The sequence below is a fragment of the Mycobacterium sp. 852002-10029_SCH5224772 genome (assembly GCF_001667315.1).
GTDB lineage: Bacteria > Actinomycetota > Actinomycetes > Mycobacteriales > Mycobacteriaceae > Mycobacterium.
Genome location: NZ_LZHT01000134.1, coordinates 28,585 through 49,639, shown reverse-complemented (window position 1 = coordinate 49,639; position 21,055 = coordinate 28,585). Strand labels below are relative to the sequence as shown.

Annotated in this window: 15 protein-coding genes and 2 pseudogenes; 10 read left to right on the top strand and 7 right to left on the bottom strand. The window is 69.2% G+C overall.

What is annotated here, in order from left to right:
• Positions 1-50: 50 nt before the first annotated feature.
• Positions 51-2,234, top strand: a complete 2,184-nt coding sequence (locus tag A5775_RS23065) for an adenylate/guanylate cyclase domain-containing protein (RefSeq protein WP_067257718.1) — start codon at positions 51-53, stop codon at positions 2,232-2,234.
• 10 nt (positions 2,235-2,244) lie between these two features.
• Positions 2,245-3,658, top strand: a pseudogene (locus A5775_RS23060) (mechanosensitive ion channel family protein).
• 20 nt (positions 3,659-3,678) lie between these two features.
• Here the strand turns inward: A5775_RS23060 and A5775_RS23055 are convergent.
• The 5 genes from A5775_RS23055 to A5775_RS23035 are packed head-to-tail and all read right to left on the bottom strand — an operon-like array spanning position 3,679 to position 7,571.
• Entirely contained in the window at positions 3,679-4,194 is a 516-nt protein-coding gene (locus tag A5775_RS23055) for a 2'-5' RNA ligase family protein (RefSeq protein ID WP_067257714.1), read from the bottom strand.
• Entirely contained in the window at positions 4,194-4,874 is a 681-nt protein-coding gene (bioD, locus tag A5775_RS23050) for a dethiobiotin synthase (protein WP_067257711.1), read from the bottom strand. Before bioD ends, A5775_RS23055 begins: the two co-directional genes overlap by 1 nt.
• A gap of 9 nt (positions 4,875-4,883) precedes the next feature.
• A complete protein-coding gene (locus tag A5775_RS23045) occupies positions 4,884-6,041 on the bottom strand; it encodes an 8-amino-7-oxononanoate synthase (RefSeq protein ID WP_067257707.1) in 1,158 nt (385 codons plus the stop codon).
• 11 nt (positions 6,042-6,052) lie between these two features.
• A complete protein-coding gene (locus tag A5775_RS25965) occupies positions 6,053-6,235 on the bottom strand; it encodes a hypothetical protein (RefSeq protein ID WP_067257704.1) in 183 nt (60 codons plus the stop codon).
• 31 nt (positions 6,236-6,266) lie between these two features.
• Positions 6,267-7,571 (bottom strand): adenosylmethionine--8-amino-7-oxononanoate transaminase, encoded by a 1,305-nt coding sequence (locus tag A5775_RS23035; RefSeq protein ID WP_067257701.1) that lies wholly within the window; start codon positions 7,569-7,571, stop codon positions 6,267-6,269.
• Between the two features lie 62 nt (positions 7,572-7,633).
• Here A5775_RS23035 and A5775_RS23030 point away from each other — a divergent pair, with 62 nt between their 5' ends.
• The 7 genes and pseudogenes from A5775_RS23030 (at position 7,634) to A5775_RS25755 (ending at position 18,087) form a co-directional block, all read left to right on the top strand.
• The gene (locus A5775_RS23030) at positions 7,634-8,065 is read left to right on the top strand and encodes a hypothetical protein (RefSeq protein WP_067257697.1); all 432 of its coding nucleotides are present in this window, start codon (positions 7,634-7,636) and stop codon (positions 8,063-8,065) included.
• A 333-nt stretch (positions 8,066-8,398) separates the two neighbouring features.
• Positions 8,399-9,067 (top strand): annotated as a pseudogene (gene ripD, locus A5775_RS23025) (NlpC/P60 family peptidoglycan-binding protein RipD); the annotation flags it as partial.
• Positions 9,068-9,380: 313 nt separating this feature from the next.
• Complete coding sequence (locus tag A5775_RS23020) at positions 9,381-11,564, top strand: acyltransferase family protein (RefSeq protein ID WP_067257689.1); 2,184 nt, start codon at positions 9,381-9,383, stop codon at positions 11,562-11,564.
• Between the two features lie 59 nt (positions 11,565-11,623).
• Positions 11,624-13,825 (top strand): glycogen debranching protein GlgX, encoded by a 2,202-nt coding sequence (gene glgX, locus A5775_RS23015; RefSeq protein ID WP_067257686.1) that lies wholly within the window; start codon positions 11,624-11,626, stop codon positions 13,823-13,825.
• Positions 13,826-13,828: 3 nt separating this feature from the next.
• Complete coding sequence (gene treY / locus A5775_RS23010) at positions 13,829-16,141, top strand: malto-oligosyltrehalose synthase (protein ID WP_067257683.1); 2,313 nt, start codon at positions 13,829-13,831, stop codon at positions 16,139-16,141.
• Complete coding sequence (gene treZ, locus A5775_RS23005) at positions 16,134-17,885, top strand: malto-oligosyltrehalose trehalohydrolase (RefSeq protein WP_067257680.1); 1,752 nt, start codon at positions 16,134-16,136, stop codon at positions 17,883-17,885. Before treY ends, treZ begins: the two co-directional genes overlap by 8 nt.
• A 37-nt stretch (positions 17,886-17,922) precedes the next feature.
• On the top strand, positions 17,923-18,087 hold the full coding sequence (locus tag A5775_RS25755) for a hypothetical protein (RefSeq protein ID WP_197512853.1): 165 nt from the start codon (positions 17,923-17,925) through the stop codon (positions 18,085-18,087).
• A 7-nt stretch (positions 18,088-18,094) separates the two neighbouring features.
• Here the strand turns inward: A5775_RS25755 and A5775_RS23000 are convergent, their stop codons facing one another.
• Positions 18,095-19,423 carry an aminotransferase class I/II-fold pyridoxal phosphate-dependent enzyme gene (locus A5775_RS23000; protein WP_067257677.1) on the bottom strand — a complete coding sequence of 443 codons (1,329 nt, stop codon included), beginning with the start codon at positions 19,421-19,423 and terminating at the stop codon, positions 18,095-18,097.
• 28 nt (positions 19,424-19,451) lie between these two features.
• On the opposite strand from A5775_RS23000, the gene A5775_RS22995 reads away from it, so the two are divergent.
• A complete protein-coding gene (locus tag A5775_RS22995) occupies positions 19,452-20,135 on the top strand; it encodes a pyridoxamine 5'-phosphate oxidase family protein (protein WP_067257673.1) in 684 nt (227 codons plus the stop codon).
• Positions 20,136-20,137: 2 nt separating this feature from the next.
• On the opposite strand, the gene A5775_RS22990 is transcribed toward A5775_RS22995, so the two are convergent.
• Complete coding sequence (locus tag A5775_RS22990; RefSeq protein ID WP_067257670.1) at positions 20,138-21,043, bottom strand: phosphatase PAP2 family protein; 906 nt, start codon at positions 21,041-21,043, stop codon at positions 20,138-20,140.
• Between the last annotated feature and the right edge of the window lie 12 nt (positions 21,044-21,055).

Genomic DNA, 21,055 nt, shown 5'->3' with positions numbered 1-21,055 from the left:
CGTTGCGGCGTGCGCGCCTCCGCAACGCCAGACCTGGCCGAACTCGCTTGATGTCGCGGCGCTCGACCGAGCCGGTCCCCCCGGACGAGCAGAACCCGGCCCGAAAGAAGATGCGTCGCCCGTGGGCGCTGTCCCGGATCAGCATCCAGTCCAAAGTCATGCTGATGCTGCTGGTGTCCAGCCTGGCGTCGCTGGGTGTGATCGGAACGGTCGAGTACGTCGCGGCCCGCAACGCGCTGTTACCCGCCGCTTCCGAGCGGATGACCCAGATGCGCGCGGCACAGAAGCGGGCGATCGAGACCTTGTTCTCGGATCTGTCGGATTCACTGGTCGTCTACAGCCGGGGAACCACCGCGCAGGAAGCGGTGCAAGAGTTCACCGCCGGTTTCGACCAGTTGGCCAACACACCCGTGGACCCCGGGCAGCAACGAGCGCTGGTGGACTTCTACAACGAGAGGTTGATCAAACCGATCGAGCGCGACACCGGCAAGCAGCTGGCCCTCGACGCCGTGCTGCCCAGCAACAACTCACAGAAGTACCTGCAGGCGCACTACACCGTGGCGGCGAGCCGGTCCTCGAATGGGACGGTTTCTGCGCCCGACGACGCCGGCGACGGCAGCGCTTGGTCGGCCGCCAACGCGCGCTTCAACGACTACTTTCGCGAGATCGCGACCCGCTTCGAATACCGGGATGCGTTGCTGCTGGATAACCGGGGCAACGTGGTTTACAGCGTGCGGAAATCGACCTCGCTCGGGACCAACGTCCGCACCGGCCCGTATCGGCGATCCAACCTGCGTGACGCCTATGACAAGGCGATGGCCGCCAATTCGGTGAACTTCGTGTGGATCACCGACTTTGCGCCCTACCAAGCCCAACTCGGTCAGCCCATCGCGTGGTTGGCCGCGCCGATCGGTCCACCCGGCAAGGCGGCCGGAGTGCTGGCGCTGCCGCTGCCGATCTCCAAAGTGAATCGGATCATGACCGCCGACAAGCAGTGGAAGGCCGCGGGCATGGGAGATACCGCCGAAACGTATCTCGCCGGCCCGGACAACCTGATGCGCTCCGATTCACGGTTATTCCTCGAAGATCCACAGCGATACAAGAGTGAGGCGGTAGCGGCTGGAACCCGGCCCGACGCCGTCGACACCGCAATCAGATGGGGTGGCACGACGCTGGTCCAGCCCGTGGACACCGCGGCCGTGCGCGCCGCCGAACGCGGCGAGACCGGAACCATGACCGGCACCAGTTATGTGGGACGACGTGAACTTGCGGCGTACGCCCCGCTGTCCGTACCGAATTCCGACCTGCATTGGTCAATCGTGGCGACCAGGGAAACCGCCGAGGCCAACGCACGGGTGATGTCGCTCACCCATACCCTCGTGATAACCACCACCGCAATGGTATTCGTGATCTGTGTGGCGGCGCTGTTGGTCGCCCAGATCTTCGTGCGGCCCATTCGCAGATTGCAGGCCGGCGCCCAGGAGATCGGCGCAGGCAACTACGACGTCGCAATCCCCGTCACGTCGCGCGATGAAATCGGGGAACTCACCACCGCTTTCAACGATATGAGCCGCAACCTGCAGATCAAAGAAGAGCTGCTGGGCGAACAACGAAAAGAAAATGACCGGCTGCTCGGGTCGTTGATGCCCGAGCCCGTGGCGCGGCGCTACCGCGAGGGTGAACAGACAATCGCCCAGGAGCACCAGGACGTCACCGTCATCTTCGCCGACATCGTCGGCCTCGACGAAATCTCGGGCAATCTCAGCGGTCGCGAACTGGTGGGCATCATCGACGAGCTGATCCGGGAACTCGACTCAGCGGCGGAATCCCTTGGCATCGAGCCGATTCGCACCCTGCACAACGGCTACCTCGCCAGCTGCGGCCTGAACTTCCCCCGCCTGGACAGCGTCCACCGCACGGTCGAATTCGCGGTCGAGATGAAAGACATCATTGCGCGCTTCAACAGCAGGACGGGCTACCACCTGGCCCTGCGGGCCGGTATCAACACCGGCAACGTCATCAGTGGACTGGTCGGACGATCCAGCATCGTCTACGACATGTGGGGTGCGGCCGTCAACCTTGCTCATCAAACACGTAGCAGCACAACGCAAACGGGAATCTATGTCACCACGAAGGTATACGAGGTGATGCACGACATTCGGCAATTCACGCCGGCGGGCACCGTCACCGTCGCCGGCGTCGAGCAGCAGATCTGGAAGTTATCGGAAGGATAAGGGCAGGGCCGTGAAATCCTTGGACTCGTCATCCCTTTACTGGGCCGCCGGGGTGGTCTTCGGCCTGCCGCTGCTGCTGATCGCCCTCACCGAATGGCATCAGAGCCTGGTCCGCAAGGACAGTCCGCTGGCCCGGCCCGCCTTCGTGTTGCGCAGTTACCTGATCCCGCTGGGCGCGCTGCTGGTGCTGCTGGTCAATGTGGCACGGATGCCGGCCCAGTTCACGTCGGTTCGGGTCCTCGCGACGGTGTTCGGCTTTGTGGTGCTGGTGCTGTTGCTGTCCGGGCTCAACGCCACGGTGTTCGAGGGGGCGCCACAAGGGTCCTGGCGCCAGCGGATCCCGGGCATCTTTCTCGACGTGACCCGGTTCCTGCTGATCGGGACGGGGCTCGCGGTCATTTTTCTCCTATGTCTGGGGTATCCGCGTCGGCGGGCTTTTCACCGCGCTGGGCGTGACCTCGGTGGTGATCGGTCTGATGCTGCAGAACTCGGTCGGCCAGATCGTGTCGGGGCTGTTCATGTTGTTCGAACAGCCATTCCGCATCGGCGACTGGCTGGACACCGCGGCAGCCCGGGGCCGGATCGTGGAGGCGAACTGGCGGTCTGTGCACATTCAGACCGGCCGTGGGCTGCAGATCACCCCGAACTCGGTGCTGGCCACCACCTCGTTCACCAATCTCAGCCGCCCACCCGGTGGGCACCAATTGGCAATCACCACAACCTTTTCCGAGGTCGATCCGCCCGACCGGGTATGTGCAGTGCTGGAGCGGGTGGCCAACGCGCTGCCGCAGCGCAGGCCCAATGCGGTGGCCACGGCGGCGCCCGCCGGCGGCGCCGAGTATCTCCTCACCGTCGGATTGTTGTCGCCCGCCGACGATTCCGTCGCGCAAGCGACGTTCCTGCGTTGGCTCTGGTACGCCGCGCGTCGCGAAGGCCTGCGCCTCGATGGCGCCGAAGACGACATCTCGACGTCCGAGCGCATCGAGCGGGCAGTGCGGACAGTGGTGGCCCCGGCGTTGCGGCTGAGCCCACCGGATCAGCAGGCGTTGGTGTCGCACGCGAGAATCGTTCGCTACGGGGCGAACGAGATCGTCGAGCATGCCGGCCGAGTGCCCGACAAGATGACATTCTTGATCGCGGGCGGGGTGCGGCTGACGGCCACCGCCCGGGACGGATCGGTTGTGGCGGCCGGCGGCCTGGACGAGGGCTCGTTCCTCGGCGTGACCGCGCTGACCCGGCAACCCAACCTGGCCGACGCGCAGGCGATCGACGAGGTGACCGCGCTGGAGATCGATCGCGATCACCTCGTCGAATTGGTGACGAGTAAGCCGCTGCTGCTGCAAGACCTGGGTCGCACCATCGACGAGCGGCGCGCCAGGGTGCACGAGGCCACCGCGCCCGCGAGCGAACTCTCGCACGCCTAATCCGATGGTGGCGCTTGCGATCAGCGATCAGCGATCAGGTGCTCGACCTTCTTGTTGCCGTCCCAGCGGCGCAAGCCCACAAAGTTGCCCTCGATGTGGGCCGGCCGGCCCGCGATGCGCAAGGCGCGCCCGAGCTCGGCGCCGCCGACCCGCCGGGCCATCGTGACGTGCGCGGTCCACTGACCGGGCAGGCTGTTGGACATCGGGCCGGGCACCAGATGCGGGGCGCACAACCGATGCACCTGGGTGTGCAGCGCCAACAACTCGCCGCTCGGCACCACGAGGCGCGCGAAAACCGCGCTGCCGCGACCGAACAACACCGGCGCGCCGATGCGGCAACCCAGCGGTAGCCGTCGGCTCACCGGGGCCAGCAGCGCGTCGACGTCGGCAGCGATGCCTTCGGCGACGGCCAGCGTCACGTGTGGCCGGCTGGCGGGTGCCTGGCTGGGAATTCCGGCCGCGGCCAACGCTTCCCAAATGTCGCGGATCGCGGCCTCGGTGTCGCGGTCGAAGATGAGTTCGATCGAGTGGACCATCAGCCGACCAGCGTGGTGACCCAGTCGCGGTCGAATGCGTTGGCGCACAGCGCCGCGAAGCCGGCGGCGTCCATCGACGCCGTCCCCGCGGGCAGCACGGCGCGCACCGCGGCCAGCCGGGCCAGCGCGGAGCGATTGGAGGCCTCCACCGCGCCGGGGCGTCGAGGCCAGCTGCCGATCACCAGCCCTGCACACGAAAGATTGTGCGCAGCAAGCGATTCCAGAGTCAGCGCAGTGTGGTTGAGGGTGCCCAGCGACGGGCTGACCACCACCAGCACCGCGGCGCCGAGCGCCACGGCGAGATCGCGTGCGGTGACACCGTTTTCGCCGAGTTCGACCAGCAGTCCCCCGGCGCCTTCGACCAGCGTCAGCCGCCCCGGCCGGTCCAACTCCTCGATGAGCGACAGCAGCTGGTCGCGAGTGGGCAACGGCAGCCCGGCCTGCGCGGCCGCGGCGACAGGCGCCAGCGGTTGCGGATACCGGGCGAACCCGGCCAGCTCGGACACCCGGGACAGCCGGCCCACCTCCGCGAGGTCGTCGTCGCCGCAGTCGGTGCCGGTCTGGACGGGTTTGCACACCGCCACATCGATCCCGGCTTGACGGGCGTGGCAGGCCAGGGCCGCGGTGGCGATCGTCTTGCCGACCCCGGTGTCGGTGCCCGTGACGACCAGGACCGTCACCGGTATGCCCTAGTCAAGCCCGGCAAGCACATCGGTGAGCACCCGGCGCGCGACCTCCAGCTCATCAGCGTCGAGCGACGCGCGGGCGGTCAGTCGCAACCGCGAGGTTCCGGCGGGCACCGACGGCGGCCGGAAGCATCCGACGCGCACACCGGCGTCCAGGCAGGCGGTCGCGGCGGCCACCGCCACGTCCGGGTCGCCCAGGATCACCGACACCACCGCCGACTGCGGTAGCTCGCGTACTCCGCACACCTCGGCGAGGATGCGGGCATGCCGCAGCACGGCATCCGCTCGCCAGGGTTCGGCGCGCAGCACGGTCAGCGCGGCACGCGCCGCACCCACCGCCGCCGGGGCCAGTCCGGTGTCGAAGATGAACGTGCGCGCCGCGTCGATCAGGTGGGCGCGCACCGACGCGGGCCCGAGAACGGCGCCGCCCTGACTGCCCAGCGCCTTGGACAGCGTGGTGGTCATGACTACGTCGGGCGCGCCGGCCAGCCCGACCTCGTGCACCAGCCCGCGCCCGTCGCCGCGCACCCCGAGGCCGTGCGCCTCGTCGACGATGAGCAGGGCGCGATGCCGGCGGCACACGTCGTGCAGTTCCCGCAGCGGCGCCAGCGCGCCGTCGGCGCTGAACACCGACTCGGTGATGACGACCGCGCGTTCCTCGTCGCGTGCCCGTAGTGCCGCCTCCACGGCGCCGACGTCGCGATGCGGCGTCACCGCCACCCGCGCCCGCGACAACCGGCAGGCGTCGACCAGCGACGCGTGCGAATACTCGTCGGAGACCAGCAGCGAGCCCCGGCCCGACAGGCCGACAACGGCCCCCAGGTTGGCCGCGTATCCGGAGGAGAACAGCAACCCCGCGGCCACCCCGACGTAGTCGGCGAGCTCGGATTCGAATTCCTGGTGCAGTTCGGTGTCGCCGGTGACCAGGCGGGACCCCGTCGCCCCGGCACCCCACATGCGCAGGGCGGCCACCCCGCCGTCGATCACGTCGGGATGTTGGGACAGTCCCAGGTAGTCGTTGGATGCCAGGTCCAGCTCGGTGGCCACGGCGGGCCGCGGCCGCAGTGCGCGGCGCAGCCCGGCCTCGCGGCGCTGCCGTTCGACCGCCTCCAGCCAGGCCAGCGGGGAGACGTCGATCGGTGCCTGCGGGGAGGCGTTCATAGGGGTTCAGCCTAGTGGCGATCGCCAGCGCGGCGACGCCGGGCGCAGCGGGTCGCCACCATCGACGTCAGTGGCGATCGCCAGCGCGGCGACGCCGGGCGCAGCGGGTCGCCACCATCGACGTCAGTGACGATCGCCGGCGCGGCCGCGGCGATCGCAAGCGCGGCGTAGCCGGGCGCGGCGGGTCGCCGCATAGTCCAAGCCGGGCGCAGCGGGACGTCACTGCTAGCCAACGAGTCGGGCGACCTGCACCATCGCCGAGGTGATCCGGGAGATCTCGTCGGGCGTGCAGATGTAGGGCGGCATCGCGTAGACCAGGTTGCGGAACGGGCGCAGCCAGACGCCGTGGTCGAGCGCCGCCGGGGTGGCGACGGCCAGGTCGACCGGCCGCGCGCATTCGATGACGCCGATCGCCCCGCGCACCCGCACGTCGGTCACGCCGGGCAAGGCGCGGGCAGGTTCGAGCCCGGCGGCCAGCCCGGCGCCGATCTCGGCGACCCGCGTCCGCCAGTCCTGCCCGAGCAGCACCTCGACGCTGGCCACCGACACCGCGCACGCCAGCGCGTTGGCCATGAACGTCGGCCCGTGCATCAGCGCGCCGGCCTCACCGGCGCTGATGGTGTGGGCGATGTCGGTCGTGCACAGGGTGGCGGCCAGGCTCAGGTATCCGCCGGTGAGCGCCTTGCCGACGCACATGATGTCGGGGCTGACGCCGGCGTGGTCGGCGGCGAAGAGCTCGCCGGTGCGGCCGAAGCCAGTGGCGATCTCGTCGAAAATCAGCAGCACGTCGTGCCGGCGGCAGATCTCGCGCAGGTCGCGCAGGTACCGCGGGTCGTGGAAGCGCATGCCGCCGGCGCCCTGCACAACGGGTTCGACGATGACCGCGGCCAGCTCGTCGGCGTGCCGGGCCAGCTGCTCCTCGAACGCCGCGCTGTAGGCGGCGTCGTACTCGCGGGGCACCTGCGGGGCGAACACCTGCCGGGCCAGGATGTCGGTCCACAGCGAATGCATGCCGCCGTCGGGGTCGCAGACGCTCATCGGCGTGAAGGTGTCCCCGTGGTAGCCGCCGCGCCAGGTCATCAGCCGGTGCTTACCGGGCCGGTCGCGGCTGCGCCAGTACTGCAGCGCCATCTTCACCGCCACCTCCACCGACACCGACCCGGAGTCGCTGAAGAACACCGTCTCCAGCCCCGCCGGGGTGACCTCGACCAGCAACTCGGCGAGCCGGGCCGCGGGTTCATGGGTCAGCCCGCCGAACATGACGTGGTTCATCGCGCCGAGCTGGGCGGACAGGGCCGCGTCCAGCACCGGGTGGCCGTGCCCGTGGATCGCGGTCCACCAGGAGCTCATCGCGTCGAGCGCCTCGACACGCTCGCCGTCGCGGATCAGCGTCAGCCGGGCCCCGTGCGCTCCGACGGCGACGACGGGTGGGATGGCTTCGGCGCCGATGGTGCTATACGGATGCCACAGGTGCGCGGCGTCGATCGCGCTGATCTGCTCGGGCGTCAGCCCGGCCTTCGCCGCGGGCATAGTGATCGAGGGTAAAGCAGCCGATTCGCGCAAAACCGGGCCGTCGGGAAGCATGGGACATCATGGCCACGCCGCACCAGCCCGACAGCGCAGGGCCCCCGTCGGTGGACTACGACGCCGAAGCCCCCGCGGCGCCCCGGGTGATTCGGGTGCGGCTGGCGGTGTGGGACGTCGTCTGCACCGTCACCCTGCTGATCCTGCTCGCCGTGCTGGCCACGGCGACGACCTGGCCGTCGCGGCTCTTCGGCTTCTTGGCGAATGTCTGCGAGGACGAAACCTGCGGGCCGGTTCCCTTTGGCCTCGATCTGTACATCCACCCCGTGGTGTGGGGCGGTATCGGTGCCGCCCTGACCGCGGCCGTCATCGGCCCGGTCGTGTCGATTCTGAAGGGTTGGTACATGTCCTTCTGGCCGGTTCTGGCGCTGACCCTGGTCATGGTCAGCTCGGCGGCGGGATCGATGCTGACCCTGTTCAGCGAACGCTATTGGCTCTGATCGGGCCGCACCTCGCCACCCTGTGACGGCGCCGCGTCGCCGCACCGGGCTGAGACCGAAATCACAACTGCGCATACGGGATTGGGGCGCACCAGTCACCGTCCGGTCACGGTACGACAAATAATCCCGTGTGGACCTGGCGGCAAACACCTTCTGTTGTCAAAGTGGCTGTTGTGACTGATGTGAATTCGGCCCTCTGACCGGCCGATTCACTTCGCAAGTGCCATGGACGGCGCGGCCCCAGCGTGGGGGCCGTCGCGCGGTCCATGAACCGGGGGCGGACGCGCGAGGTCACCGCGTCGAGGCCCCATGAGCGCCTGAGAGGCCACGAAAATGAAACGCATCTACGCCTTCGCGATCGGTTTGGCCCTGATCGGGGCGCCGATGGTGGTTCCCACCGTCGCGACCGCCGACCCGGGCGCCAGGTCGATGGACTATCAGCAGGCCACCGACGTGGTGATCGCCCGCGGTCTGTCGCAGCGCGGCGTGCCGTTCTCCTGGGCCGGAGGCGGCATCAACGGCCCCACCCGCGGCACCGGCACCGGCATCAACACGGTGGGCTTCGACGCCTCGGGGCTGATGCAGTACGCCTACGCCGGGGCCGGCGTCAAGCTGCCGCGTTCCTCCGGTGCGATCTACCGCGTCGGGCAGAAGGTCCTGCCGCAGCAGGCCCGCAAGGGCGACCTGATCTTCTACGGTCCCGAGGGCACGCAGAGCGTCGCGATGTATCTGGGCAACAACCAGATGCTCGAGGTCGGTGACGTCGTGCAGGTCTCGCCGGTGCGCGCCAATGGCATGACGCCCTACATGGTCCGCATCCTCGGGGCGTCGGCGCCGACGCAGCAGGCGCCGTTGCAGCAGGCGCCAACCCAGCAGCTGCCAACGCAACAGGCACCGTTGCAGCAGGCGCCGACCCAGCAGGCACCACTGCAACAGGCGCCAACCCAGCAGGCCCCGTTGCAGCAGTCACCGTTCACGCAAGCGCCGCAGCAGCAACTGCCCACCCAACAGGCGCCTGTGCAGCAGGTCCCGACGCAACAGCTCCCGACGCAGCAGGTCCCGACGCAGCAAGCGCCGACCCAGCGCGCCCCGATGCAGCTGGCACCGGCGCAACAGGCACCCCTGCAGCAGGCACCGTTGCAGCAGGCACCCGTACAGCAGCTGCCCGCCCAGCAGGCCCCGTTGCAGCCGGCCGGCGCCGGCCTCACCCGGTAATTTCGCCGGCCGTTCCCGACCCTTCGAGGCCCGCCACTTGCTCCCCCGCCGCGCGCGGTGGGGAACGGGTGGCGGGTTTTGGGTAAATTGGCGGTCGATCATGCAGACCCCGACACGTTCTCCGTCACCGGTCGCCGCCGCCGATCCGGGCGCCGCGGGGGCACCGACTCAGGGAGCTCGGGGAGCGCAGAAGTTCTATCGGTACGACCTCGACGGGTTGCGCGGCATCGCGATCGCGCTGGTTGCCGTGTTCCACGTCTGGTTCGGCCGGGTCTCCGGCGGCGTCGACGTGTTCCTGGCGCTGTCCGGATTCTTCTTCGGCGGCAAGGTCATTCGCGCCGCGTTGAACCCGGCGGTCACCCTGTCGCCGGCGGCCGAGGTGATCCGGCTCGTCCGTCGCCTGGTGCCGGCCCTCATCGTCGTGCTGGCCGGATGCGCCCTGCTCACCATCCTGGTTCAACCCGAAACCCGCTGGGAGACCTACGCCGACCAAAGCCTCGCCAGCCTCGGCTACTACCAGAACTGGGAGCTGGCCAACACCGCCTCCGACTACCTGCGGGCGGGCGAGGCCGTCAGCCCCCTGCAGCACATCTGGTCGATGTCGGTGCAGGGACAGTTCTACGTCAGCTTCCTGGTGCTGATCGCCGGCCTGGTCTACCTGGGGCGTCCGCTGGGCACCCGGCTGCGGACCCTGGTCCTGGTGGTGCTGAGCGCGCTGACGGTGGCCTCGTTCGTCTACGCGATCATCGCGCACCAGGAGAACCAGACGGCCGCCTATTACGACAGCTTCGCCCGCGGCTGGGAATTGTTGCTGGGCGCGCTGGTCGGCGCGCTGGTGCCCCGCGTCCGCTGGCCCATGTGGTTGCGCACGGTGGTGGCGACGGTCGCGCTGGGCGCGGTGCTGTCCTGCGGGGCGCTGATCAACGGCGTGCGCGAGTTCCCGGGCCCGTGGGCTCTGGTGCCCGTCGGCGCCGCCATACTGATGATCCTCGTCGGAACCGGCCTGACGGGCGATCGTGGCGCCGATGGCCGGTTGCCGCTGCCCAATCGACTGCTGGCGACGCGCCCGCTGGTCGAGTTGGGCGCCATGGCGTATTCGCTCTACCTCTGGCACTGGCCGCTGCTCATCTTCTGGCTGTCCTACAGCGGCCACAAGCACGCCACCTTCATCGAAGGCGCGGTCCTGCTGCTGGTGTCCGGCGTGCTCGCGTATCTGACCAACCGGCTCGTCGAGGACCCGCTACGCCTCCGCGCATCCTCGAAACCGGCGCCCCGGCTGCCCGCGCCGACGCCCTCGTGGCCCGCCCGCCTCCGGCGCCCGACCCTGGTGCTGGGATCGGCGGTCGTGCTGCTGGGCGTGACCCTGACCGCGACGTCGTTCACGTGGCGTCAGCACGTCACGGTGCTGCGGTCGGCCGGCAAAGAGCTCAGCGTCCTCAACCCGCAGGACTATCCCGGCGCGCGGGCACTCACCGAACATGTCCGCGTGCCGACATTGCCGATGCGGCCCACGGTCTTGGAGGTCAAGCAAGACCTGCCCGCCTCGACCAAGGACGGTTGCATCAGCGACTTCGTCAACCCGACGGTGGTCAACTGCACCTACGGCGACGCGGCCGCCGAACGCACGATCGCGCTGGCGGGTGGGTCGCACGCCGAGCACTGGCTGCCTGCGCTGGACCTCCTGGGGCAGTTGCATCACTTCAAGGTCGTGACCTATCTCAAAATGGGCTGCCCGCTGTCGACCGAACAGGTCCCGCTGATCATGGGCAACAACGCGCCCTACCCGCAGTGCCGGGCGTGGGTGCAAGAGACGATGACCAAACTGGCCACCGACCGGCCCGACTACGTGTTCACCACCACGACCCGGCCGTGGAACATCAAGTCCGGCGACGTCATGCCCGCCACCTATATCGGGATCTGGCAGACGTTGTCCGACAACAACATTCCCATCCTCGGGATGCGAGACACCCCGTGGCTGGTGAAGAACGGCCAGCCCTTCGACCCGGCGGACTGCCTGGCCAAACGCGGCGCCACCGCGCAGTCGTGTGCGATCAAGCGGTCCGACCTGCTCTCCGACCGCAACCAGACCCTCGACTTCGTCACCCAGTTCCCGCAGCTCAAGGTGCTCGACATGTCCGACGCGGTCTGCCGCGCCGACGTCTGCCGGCCGGTCGAGGGCAACATCCTGGTCTACCACGGCGCTCATCACCTGTCCCCCACGTACGTGCGAACCATGGCGCCCGAACTGGGCCGCCAGATCGCCGACAACACCGGATGGTGGTGAGCCGCTTCGCGGACGGCCGTACGTTCGTGAGCGCCCTGGGGCGCGGATAAGGTCGAAAGGTGCCAACCAACAATCCCGCTTCAGAACCAGGCGGTAATCACCAACCCAAACTCCCGACCGTCTGGCCGGGAAACCCTTATCCGCTCGGGGCGTCCTATGACGGCGCCGGCACCAACTTCTCCGTGTTCTCCGAAATCGCCGAAAAGGTCGAGCTGTGTCTGATCGACCACCGCGGCGGCGAGTCCCGGATTCCCTTGGACGAGGTGGACGGCTACGTCTGGCACGCCTATCTGCCCAACATCAACCCGGGGCAGCGCTACGGGTTTCGCGTCTACGGACCCTTCGATCCGGCGGCGGGTCACCGCTGCGACCCCAGCAAGCTGTTGCTCGACCCGTACGGCAAGGCTTTTCACGGCGATTTCGCGTTCGGCCAGGCGCTGTTCTCCTACGACCTGACGGCGGTCGACCCGGACGGGCCCAACGCCGACGGGGCCGACCGGGGCACTCCTCCCATGATCGATTCGCTGGGCCACACCATGACCAGCGTGGTGAGCAACCCGTTCTTCGACTGGGGATCCGACCGGGCCCCGCTGACCCCGTACCACGAGACGGTCATCTACGAGGCGCATGTCAAGGGCATGACCCAGAACCACCCCAACGTCCCCGAGGAGCTCCGGGGCACCTATGCCGGCCTGGCCCACCCGGCGATCATCGACCATCTCAAGTCGCTCAACGTCACCGCCATCGAGCTGATGCCGGTCCACCAGTTCATGCACGATTCGCGACTACTGGACCTGGGGTTGCGAAACTACTGGGGTTACAACACATTCGGATTCTTCGCCCCGCATAACCAATACGCGGCCAACCGCAACTCCAGCGTCGCCGAGTTCAAGTCCATGGTGCGCAGCTTCCACGAGGCGGGCATCGAAGTGATCCTCGACGTGGTGTACAACCACACCGCCGAGGGCAACCACCTGGGCCCGACCATCAATTTCCGCGGCATCGACAACGCCGCGTACTACCGGCTCGTCGACAACGACCTGCGGTTGTACAAGGACTACACGGGCACCGGCAACAGCCTCAACCCGCGCCACCCGCACGTGCTGCAGCTGATCATGGACTCGCTGCGCTACTGGGTGTCGGAGATGCATGTGGACGGATTCCGCTTCGACCTGGCCGCCACGCTGGCCCGCGAACTGCACGACGTCGACCGGCTGAGCGCGTTCTTCGATCTGGTGCAGCAGGATCCGATCGTCAGCCAGGTCAAACTGATCGCCGAACCGTGGGACGTCGGCGAGGGCGGTTACCAAGTCGGAAACTTCCCGGGTTTGTGGACCGAGTGGAACGGGAAGTATCGCGATACTGTGCGCGATTACTGGCGGGGCGAGCCCGCAACCCTGGGCGAGTTCGCCTCCCGGCTGACCGGGTCGTCGGACCTGTACGAGGCGACGGGCCGGCGCCCCAGCGCCAGCATCAACTTCGTCACCGCGCACGACGGCTTCACGCTGGGCGACCTGGTGTCCTACAACGAAAAGCACAACTGGGCCAACGGGGAGGACAACCGGGACGGGGAAAGCCACAACCGCTCGTGGAACTGCGGCGTCGAAGGCCCCACCGACGACCCCGACATCACCGAGCTGCGCTGCCGCCAGATGCGCAACTTCTGGGCGACCCTGATGGTCAGCCAGGGCACGCCGATGATCGCGCACGGTGACGAGATCGGGCGCACCCAGAACGGCAACAACAACGTCTACTGCCAGGACTCCGAATTGTCTTGGATGGATTGGTCTTTGGTCGACAAGAATTCCGACCTGCTGGCGTTCGCGCGCAAGGTGACCACCCTGCGCAAGCGGCATCCGGCGTTCCGTCGGCGCCGGTTCTTCGAGGGCGAGCCGATCCGAAGCGGCGACGAGGTGCGCGACATCGCCTGGCTGAATCCAAGTAGCCGCGAAATGACGCACGAAGATTGGGACGAGAGCTTCCACAAATGCGTGGCGGCGTTCCTCAACGGTGACGCCATCACCGCGCCGGACGCCCGCGGCGAGCGGGTGGTCGACGACTCATTCCTGTTGTGCTTCAACGCCGGCGAAGATGCGGTCGAGTTCTCGATGCCGCCCGACGACTACGCCCAGGAGTGGACGGTGGAACTGGACACCAACGAACCGACGGGCCTCAAAGAGGGCCCCGATCAGGTGGTGACCGCCGAGGAGAAGGTGTCGCTGCCCTCACGCTCGCTGCTCATCTTGCGTAAGACTTTGTGACGCATGGATTTACCGATCCTGTCTACCTATCGGCTGCAGCTGCGTGGTGAATCGAGTGGGTCCGCGTTCACCTTCGCCGACGCGGAAAACCTGCTGGATTACCTGGACGACCTCGGGGTGACGCACCTGTACCTGTCCCCGATCATGACCGCGACCACCGGGTCGAGCCACGGCTACGACGTCACCGACCCGACGACGGTGTCCCCCGAGTTGGGCGGCCGCGACGGCCTGGCACGGCTGTCGGCGGCGGCGCGGGCGCGTGGCCTCGGCCTGGTCGTCGACATCGTGCCCAACCATGTCGGAATCGACCAGCCCCGGCAGAACCCGTGGTGGTGGGACGTCCTGCGGAACGGCCGTTCTTCGCCCTACGCAACGTTTTTCGACATCGACTGGGATCTCGACCCGGACGGGCGCATCGTGCTGCCGGTCCTGGGCTCCGACGACGACGCCGCCGACCTCACCGTCGACGGCGACCTGTTGCGCCTGGGCGACCTGGCGCTGCCGATCGCGCCCGGGACCGCCGGGGGCACCGGCCCCGAGGTGCACGATCGCCAGCACTACCGGCTGGTGGGCTGGCGCAACGGCGTGTGCGGCTATCGCCGGTTCTTCTCGATCACCTCGCTGGCGGGACTGCGCCAAGAAGATCGCGCGGTGTTCGACGCCACCCACGCCGAAGTCGGGCGGTGGTTCGCCGAGGGACTGGTCGACGGCGTGCGCATCGACCACCCCGACGGGCTGTCCGATCCGTGCGGCTATTTGGCGTGGCTGCGCGAATTGGTCGGCCCGTCGGCCTGGATCGTGATCGAGAAGATCCTGGCGGCCGACGAGGCGCTCGAGCCCACCCTGCCCGTCGGTGGCACCACCGGTTATGACGTGCTGCGTGAAATCGGCGGCGTCTTCGTGGATCCGCAGGGCGCCCCGGCGCTGACCGCGCTGGTGGAGTCCTCCGGCGTGGACCATCAGGAGCTGCCGGACATGCTGGCCGACCTCAAGGTCCGTTCGGCCACCGACACGTTGGCCAGCGAGCTGGGCCGGTTGCGCCGCAGCATCGCGGCGGCCGCGGGCGCCGATCATCCGCGCCTGCCCGAGGCGGTGGCCGCGCTGCTTTGCCATATCGGGGTCTACCGCAGCGACTATCCCGGCCTGGCCGCGCTGCTGCCCACCGCGCTGGCCGAAACCGAGGCGGCCGCATCGGAATTGGGCCCGCCGCTGCAGGTATTGGCTGCGGCGCTGGCCCGCGGCGGCGAGCCGGCCACCCGGCTGCAGCAGCTCTGCGGGGCCGTCACCGCCAAGGCCGTCGAGGACTGCCTGTTCTACCGCGACGCCCGGCTGGTTTCGCTGAACGAGGTGGGCGGCGAGCCGCACCGCTTCGGTGTCGGCGCGGCCGAGTTCCACCACAGCGCCGCCACCCGCGCGCGGCTGTGGCCGCAGACCATGACGACGCTGACCACCCATGACACCAAACGCGGCGAGGACGTGCGCGCCCGGATCGGGGTCCTGTCCCAGGTGCCCTCGCTGTGGGCCGAGTTCGTCGCCCGGTGGGAGAGCGCCGCGCCCTCCCCCGACCCCGCGACCGGACGGTTCTTGTGGCAGAACATCTTCGGCGTGTGGCCGACCAGCGGTCTCGAAAAAGGAAAGGTCACCACCGAGCTGCGCGACCGGCTACACGGCTACGCCGAAAAGGCCATCCGGGAAGCGGCCTGGCACACCTCGTGGAACGACCCGGACACCGCCTTCGAGGACGCGATACACCGCTGGCTGGACACCGTGCTCGACGGGCCGGTCGCCGGCCAGCTGACCGAGCTTGTCGCACAACTCAATCCGCACGCCGCGAGTGACGCGCTGGGCCAGAAGCTGCTGGCGCTGACCGTGCCCGGGATACCGGACGTTTACCAGGGCACCGAGCTGTGGGACGACAGCCTGGTCGACCCGGACAATCGCCGCCCGGTCGATTACCCGGCCCGGCGCGCCGCCCTGCAGGCGCTGCAGCACCCGAAGATCCGGGTCGTCACCACCGCGCTGCGCGTGCGGCGCGCCCACCCGGACAGCTTCGTGGGCGGCGACTACGTCCCGGTGCTCGCCGAGGGTGATGCCGGCGATCACGTGGTGGCCTTCCGCCGGGGCGAGGACATCGTGGTCGCGGTGACCCGCTGGACCGTGCGGCTGACCGAAACCGGTTGGGGCAACACGGTGTTGCCGCTGCCCGGCGGCACCTGGAAGGACACCCTCACCGGGGCCATCGCGGACGGACCGACCTCGGCCACTCAATTGTTCGCCGAGCTGCCCGTCGTGCTGCTGGAGCGCCATCATGACTGACTTCGGGGTCTGGGCGCCCAAACCCGAGCTGGTTCGCCTCGACGTCGACGGCCGGGTGCACGCGATGACGCGTTCGGCGGACGGCTGGTGGCATGCGAGCGTGGACACCGTGCCGGACGCACGCTACGGATACCTGCTCGACGACGACCCCACCGTGCTGCCCGACCCGCGCTCGCCCCGCCAACCCGACGGCGTGCACGCCCGCTCCCAGCTGTGGGATCCGGACGCGGCGACGTGGACCGACACCGGGTGGGCCGGCCGGCCCGTGGAAGGCGCGGTGATCTACGAGCTACACCTGGGCACGTTCACCGAGGCCGGGACCCTCGACTCCGCCATCGACAAGCTGGACTATCTGGTGAACCTCGGCATCGACTTCGTCGAGCTGATGCCGGTGAATTCCTTTGCCGGCAGCCACGGTTGGGGCTACGACGGGGTGCTGTGGTACAGCGTGCATGAACCGTACGGCGGCCCCGACGCGCTGGTGCGTTTCGTCGACGCCTGCCACGCAAAGGGTTTGGGAGTGCTGATCGACGCGGTGTTCAACCACCTCGGCCCGTCCGGCAACTACCTGCCGCGGTTCGGCCCCTACCTGTCCTCGGCGAGCAACCCGTGGGGTGAAGGCATCAACATCGCCGACGCCGACTCCGACGAGGTCCGTCGTTACATCATCGGCTGCGCGCTGCGCTGGATGCGCGATTTTCATGCCGACGGCCTGCGGCTGGACGCAGTTCACGCGCTGGTGGACACCACCGCCATCGATATCCTCGAGGAGCTGGCCACCGAAACGGATTGGCTGGCACAGCAGTTGGGGCGCCCGCTGTCGCTGATCGCCGAGAGCGACCTGAACGATCCCCGGCTGGTCACCCCGCGCGATCGCCGCGGTTACGGCCTGACCGCACAGTGGGCCGACGACATTCATCACGCCGTCCACACCGCGGTGTCCGGCGAGCGCCAGGGCTACTACGCCGACTTCGGCAGCCTTGCCACCCTTGCGCGCACGCTGCGCCACGGCTTCTTTCACGCCGCGACCTATTCGTCGTTCCGGCGCCGCCGCCACGGCCGGCCGCTGGACACGACCGAGAAGTCGGGCATCCCGGCCACCCGGCTGGTCGCCTACACCTGCACCCACGACCAGGTCGGCAACCGCGCCCTGGGAGATCGGCCCTCACAGAACCTGACCGGTGGACAGCTGGCCATCAAGGCGGTGCTCACGCTCGGATCGCCCTACACCGCAATGCTTTTCATGGGCGAGGAATATGGCGCCTCCACACCGTTCCAGTTTTTCAGCTCCCATCCCGAACCGGAGCTGGCCCGGGCCACCGCCGAAGGACGCAAGGCCGAGTTCGCCGAACACGGCTGGGACGCGGACGAGATCCCCGACCCGCAGGACCCCGAGACGTTCGCGCGCTCCAAGCTGAACTGGGGCGAGGTCGACGCCGGCGAGCACGCCCGCCTGCGCCGCCTGTATCGCGACCTGATCGCGTTGCGGCGCGCCGACCCGGACCTGGCCGACCCCTGGCTGGAACACCTCACGGTCGACTACGACGAGGACCAGGGCTGGATCGCCATGGCGCGCGGGCGGTTGCGCATCGTGTGCAACCTGAGCGCCGAGCCGGTGCGGGTGCCCCTCAGCGGCGACGTGGTGCTGGCCTGGGACGAGCCGGCCGTCGATGCCGACGGCGCTGTGCTGCAAGGTCATTCGTTCGCCATCCTGGCGATGCCCGACGGGGCTGTGGATAAGTGATTGGCGGCCGCGCGGGGCAACCCTCGATGATGCGGCCATGAGTCATTCTGAATTCGGTCACAAGCTGCGGCGGATCTGCCGGCATAAGCCGCCTCGCCGCGGCATCAACACTCGGCGCACCGTGCGCCGCGACCTGCCGCCGTATCCCACCGTGGAGATGTTGTGGACCGGCCCCGGCACGGGTGACGACGAGAGCGCCTGACCCGCGGCTACACGGTGGGCCGGCCGGCGGGGCGCACCGCCTGGGCGACTGCGTCGGCGAGGGGATCGATCTCGTCGGGTGCCAGGTCCGAGATGGTGATGCGGATGCCCGCCGGCGTCTGCATGCGGAACCGCGCGCCCGGCGCCGCGGCCCAGCCCGCGCCGAGCAGTCGTGAGATCACGACCGCCTCGTCGGGAACCGGAACCCACACGTTGAGCCCGGAACGCCCGTGCGCGTCGAGGCCGCGCCCGGCCAGTGCGCCGCGCAGCCGCGAACGTCGGTCGGCGTAGTGCCGCTCGGCGCTCGCGACCGCCTGCGATGCCGCCTCGTCGGACCACAGGCCGACGGCCAGCCGCTGCAGGACGTGGCTCACCCAGCCGGGCCCGAGCCGCAAGCGGCCATGCACGCGCTCGATGGTCCGGTGGTCGCCCGCCACAACGGCCACGCGCAGGTCGGGGCCGTAGGCCTTGGACGCCGAGCGGACGAACGCCCAGTGCCGGGTGCAGCCGGCCAAGGTGTGCAGCGGCGCGCCGGCAATGCCCGCGCAGTGATCGTCTTCGACCAGCAGCACCTCGTCGGCCCGGGGGGACAACACCTCCCGCAGGCTCTCGGCGCGATCCGCCGACAGCGCGGCGCCGGTCGGGTTCTGCGCGCGGTTGGTCACGACCAGCGCGCGCACCCCGCGCCCCAGCGCCCGGGCCAGGTCGGCGGGCAACGGCCCGTCGTCGTCCACTCGTACCGGTTCGGCCGAAAGTCCCAGTGCGGCAAGAAGATCAAACAGATTAGCCCAGCCCGGATCCTCGATGGCGACCCGGTCGCCGGGACGAAGATGCGCGGTGAGCGCGCGCTCGATGCCGTCCAGCGCGCCGCTGGTCACCGCGAGGTGCTCGGCGGGCACCCCGGCGGTGGACAGCGCGCTGCGCGCGAACTCCTCCAGCTCCGGCGAGATGGCCGGCTCGCCGTAGAGCACCGGCCGGGCCGGCGCCGGACTTGCAGCGGCGACGCGCGCGATGGGCAGCAGCCCCGGGTGCGGGTTGCCGGTCGACAGGTCGTGCACGCCCTCGGGCACCTCGAGCCCGAGCAGCGAGCGCGGGGTGGTCGCCGGCCGGTACCGCACCCGGGTGCCGCGGCGGCCGCCGGTCTCGACCGCCCCGCGATCGCGCAGCAGCCGGTAGGCCGCGGCGGCGGTGTTGGCGTTCACGCCGAGTTGGGTGGCCAGCTCGCGGACGGGCGGTAGCGCGTCGCCGGGCGCCAGCGAGCCGGCCGAGATCGCCGTCTCGATGCTGGCGGCTATGGAATCCGCACCGCTTCCGGTTATGCTGCTTTGTACTGGCACACATTATATTATGTACTAGGACAAATCAGTGGGCAATTCCGTGGAAACCGCATACCGACCGACGTCACGCACCACGCCGACCCGCTCTCGGGAGCGCGCACGCTACGACCGTCGCACCGTCCACGACATCCTGGACGAGGCGCTGATCTGCCACCTGGGCTACCTGAGTGCCGGCCGTCCGGTGGTGCTGCCGACCACGCACGCACGGCTCGAGGAGACGCTCTACCTGCACGGTTCGACCGGCAGCGGCCCCTTGCTCGCGGCGAGGACGGCCGAGGCCGCGGGGTCGGGCCTGCCCGTGTGCGTCACCGTCACCCTGCTCGACGGGCTGGTACTGGCGCGCTCCGCAATGCACCACTCGGTGAATTTCCGCTCGGTGGTCGTGGTGGGCGACGCGCGCGTGGTCGACGACCCGGCGGAGAAGTCGCGGGCGCTGGGCTGCCTGCTCGATCACATCGCCCCCGGGCGCGCCGCCGACTGCCGGGCCCCCGATGCGCGCGAGCTCGCCGCGACCGGAGTGCTCGCCCTCGACCTCGTCGAGGTGTCGGCCAAGGTGCGCAGCGGCCCCCCGGTCGACGACCCGCAGGACCTTTCGCTGCCCCACTGGGCCGGCGTGGTGCCGCTGAGCCTGACGTCCGGGATGCCGGTGCCGGCCGACGACCTCGATCCCGGCGCTGCTGCGCCGCCGTACCTGGGGAAGCGACGAGGCTGAACTCAGGCCTCCGGTTGCCGGGCGCGTGCTCGCCGGGCGTTGTCCCACCAGGTTCCGACGAGCATGACGGTGCCGGCCCAGGCCATGCCCAGCAGCCAGCCGGAGAGCACATCGCTGAGGTAATGGACGCCCAGGTAGACGCGCGAGAACCCGATCAGGAACGCCGCGCCGATTGCGATCGCCCACACCGCCACGCGCCCGGTCCACCCGGGGACCAGCCAGCGGGTCAGGATCCACGCGGAGATGACCATGATGGCCGCGGTGCCGGTGGCGTGCCCGGAGGGAAACGAATACCCGTCCGCGTCGACCAGGGCGAAAGGCAGGGGCGGGCGGTTTCGGCCTACCAGGGCTTTGGCGGTGAAGAGCACCAGTGGCACCCCCGCGCCACACGCCAGGGCGAGCACCACGGGCCGCCACGACCTGCACCGCAACCCGGCAACAAGGGAAATCGGGAGGGCGAGCGCCACCAGAAACAGGGGCCCGCCCGCGACCGTGATCGCCCGCAGGACGGTGGTCAGCCACAGATCACGGTGGGCCGCAAGCCACCGGGTCACGGGATGGTCGATCACGGCGATGCCGTCGCCCTCGAGCACGTCGTCGAGCACTTCGGTGAAGCCGACCGCCAGCGTGACGACCACGGCCAGCCCGAGTAGCAATGCGACGCCGGCGACCTCGCTCGCCGGCAACCGGCGGGCCAGCGCCCGCCCCCTGTCGCCGATCCGGTCGCGCGCCCATGCCAGCGCCGCGCCGATCATGGGCGCGTTGGACACCCTCTCCCAGACGCCGCGCACCAGCCGCCCGCGCCAGGCGAACCAGATCGCCGCACCCACAAGCAGCACGAGCAAGGCGATGGTGGCGGCGCTGACCAGCCCGAAACCGGCGGTACCGGGTCCATACGGCTCATGCATGTATCGCGGTCC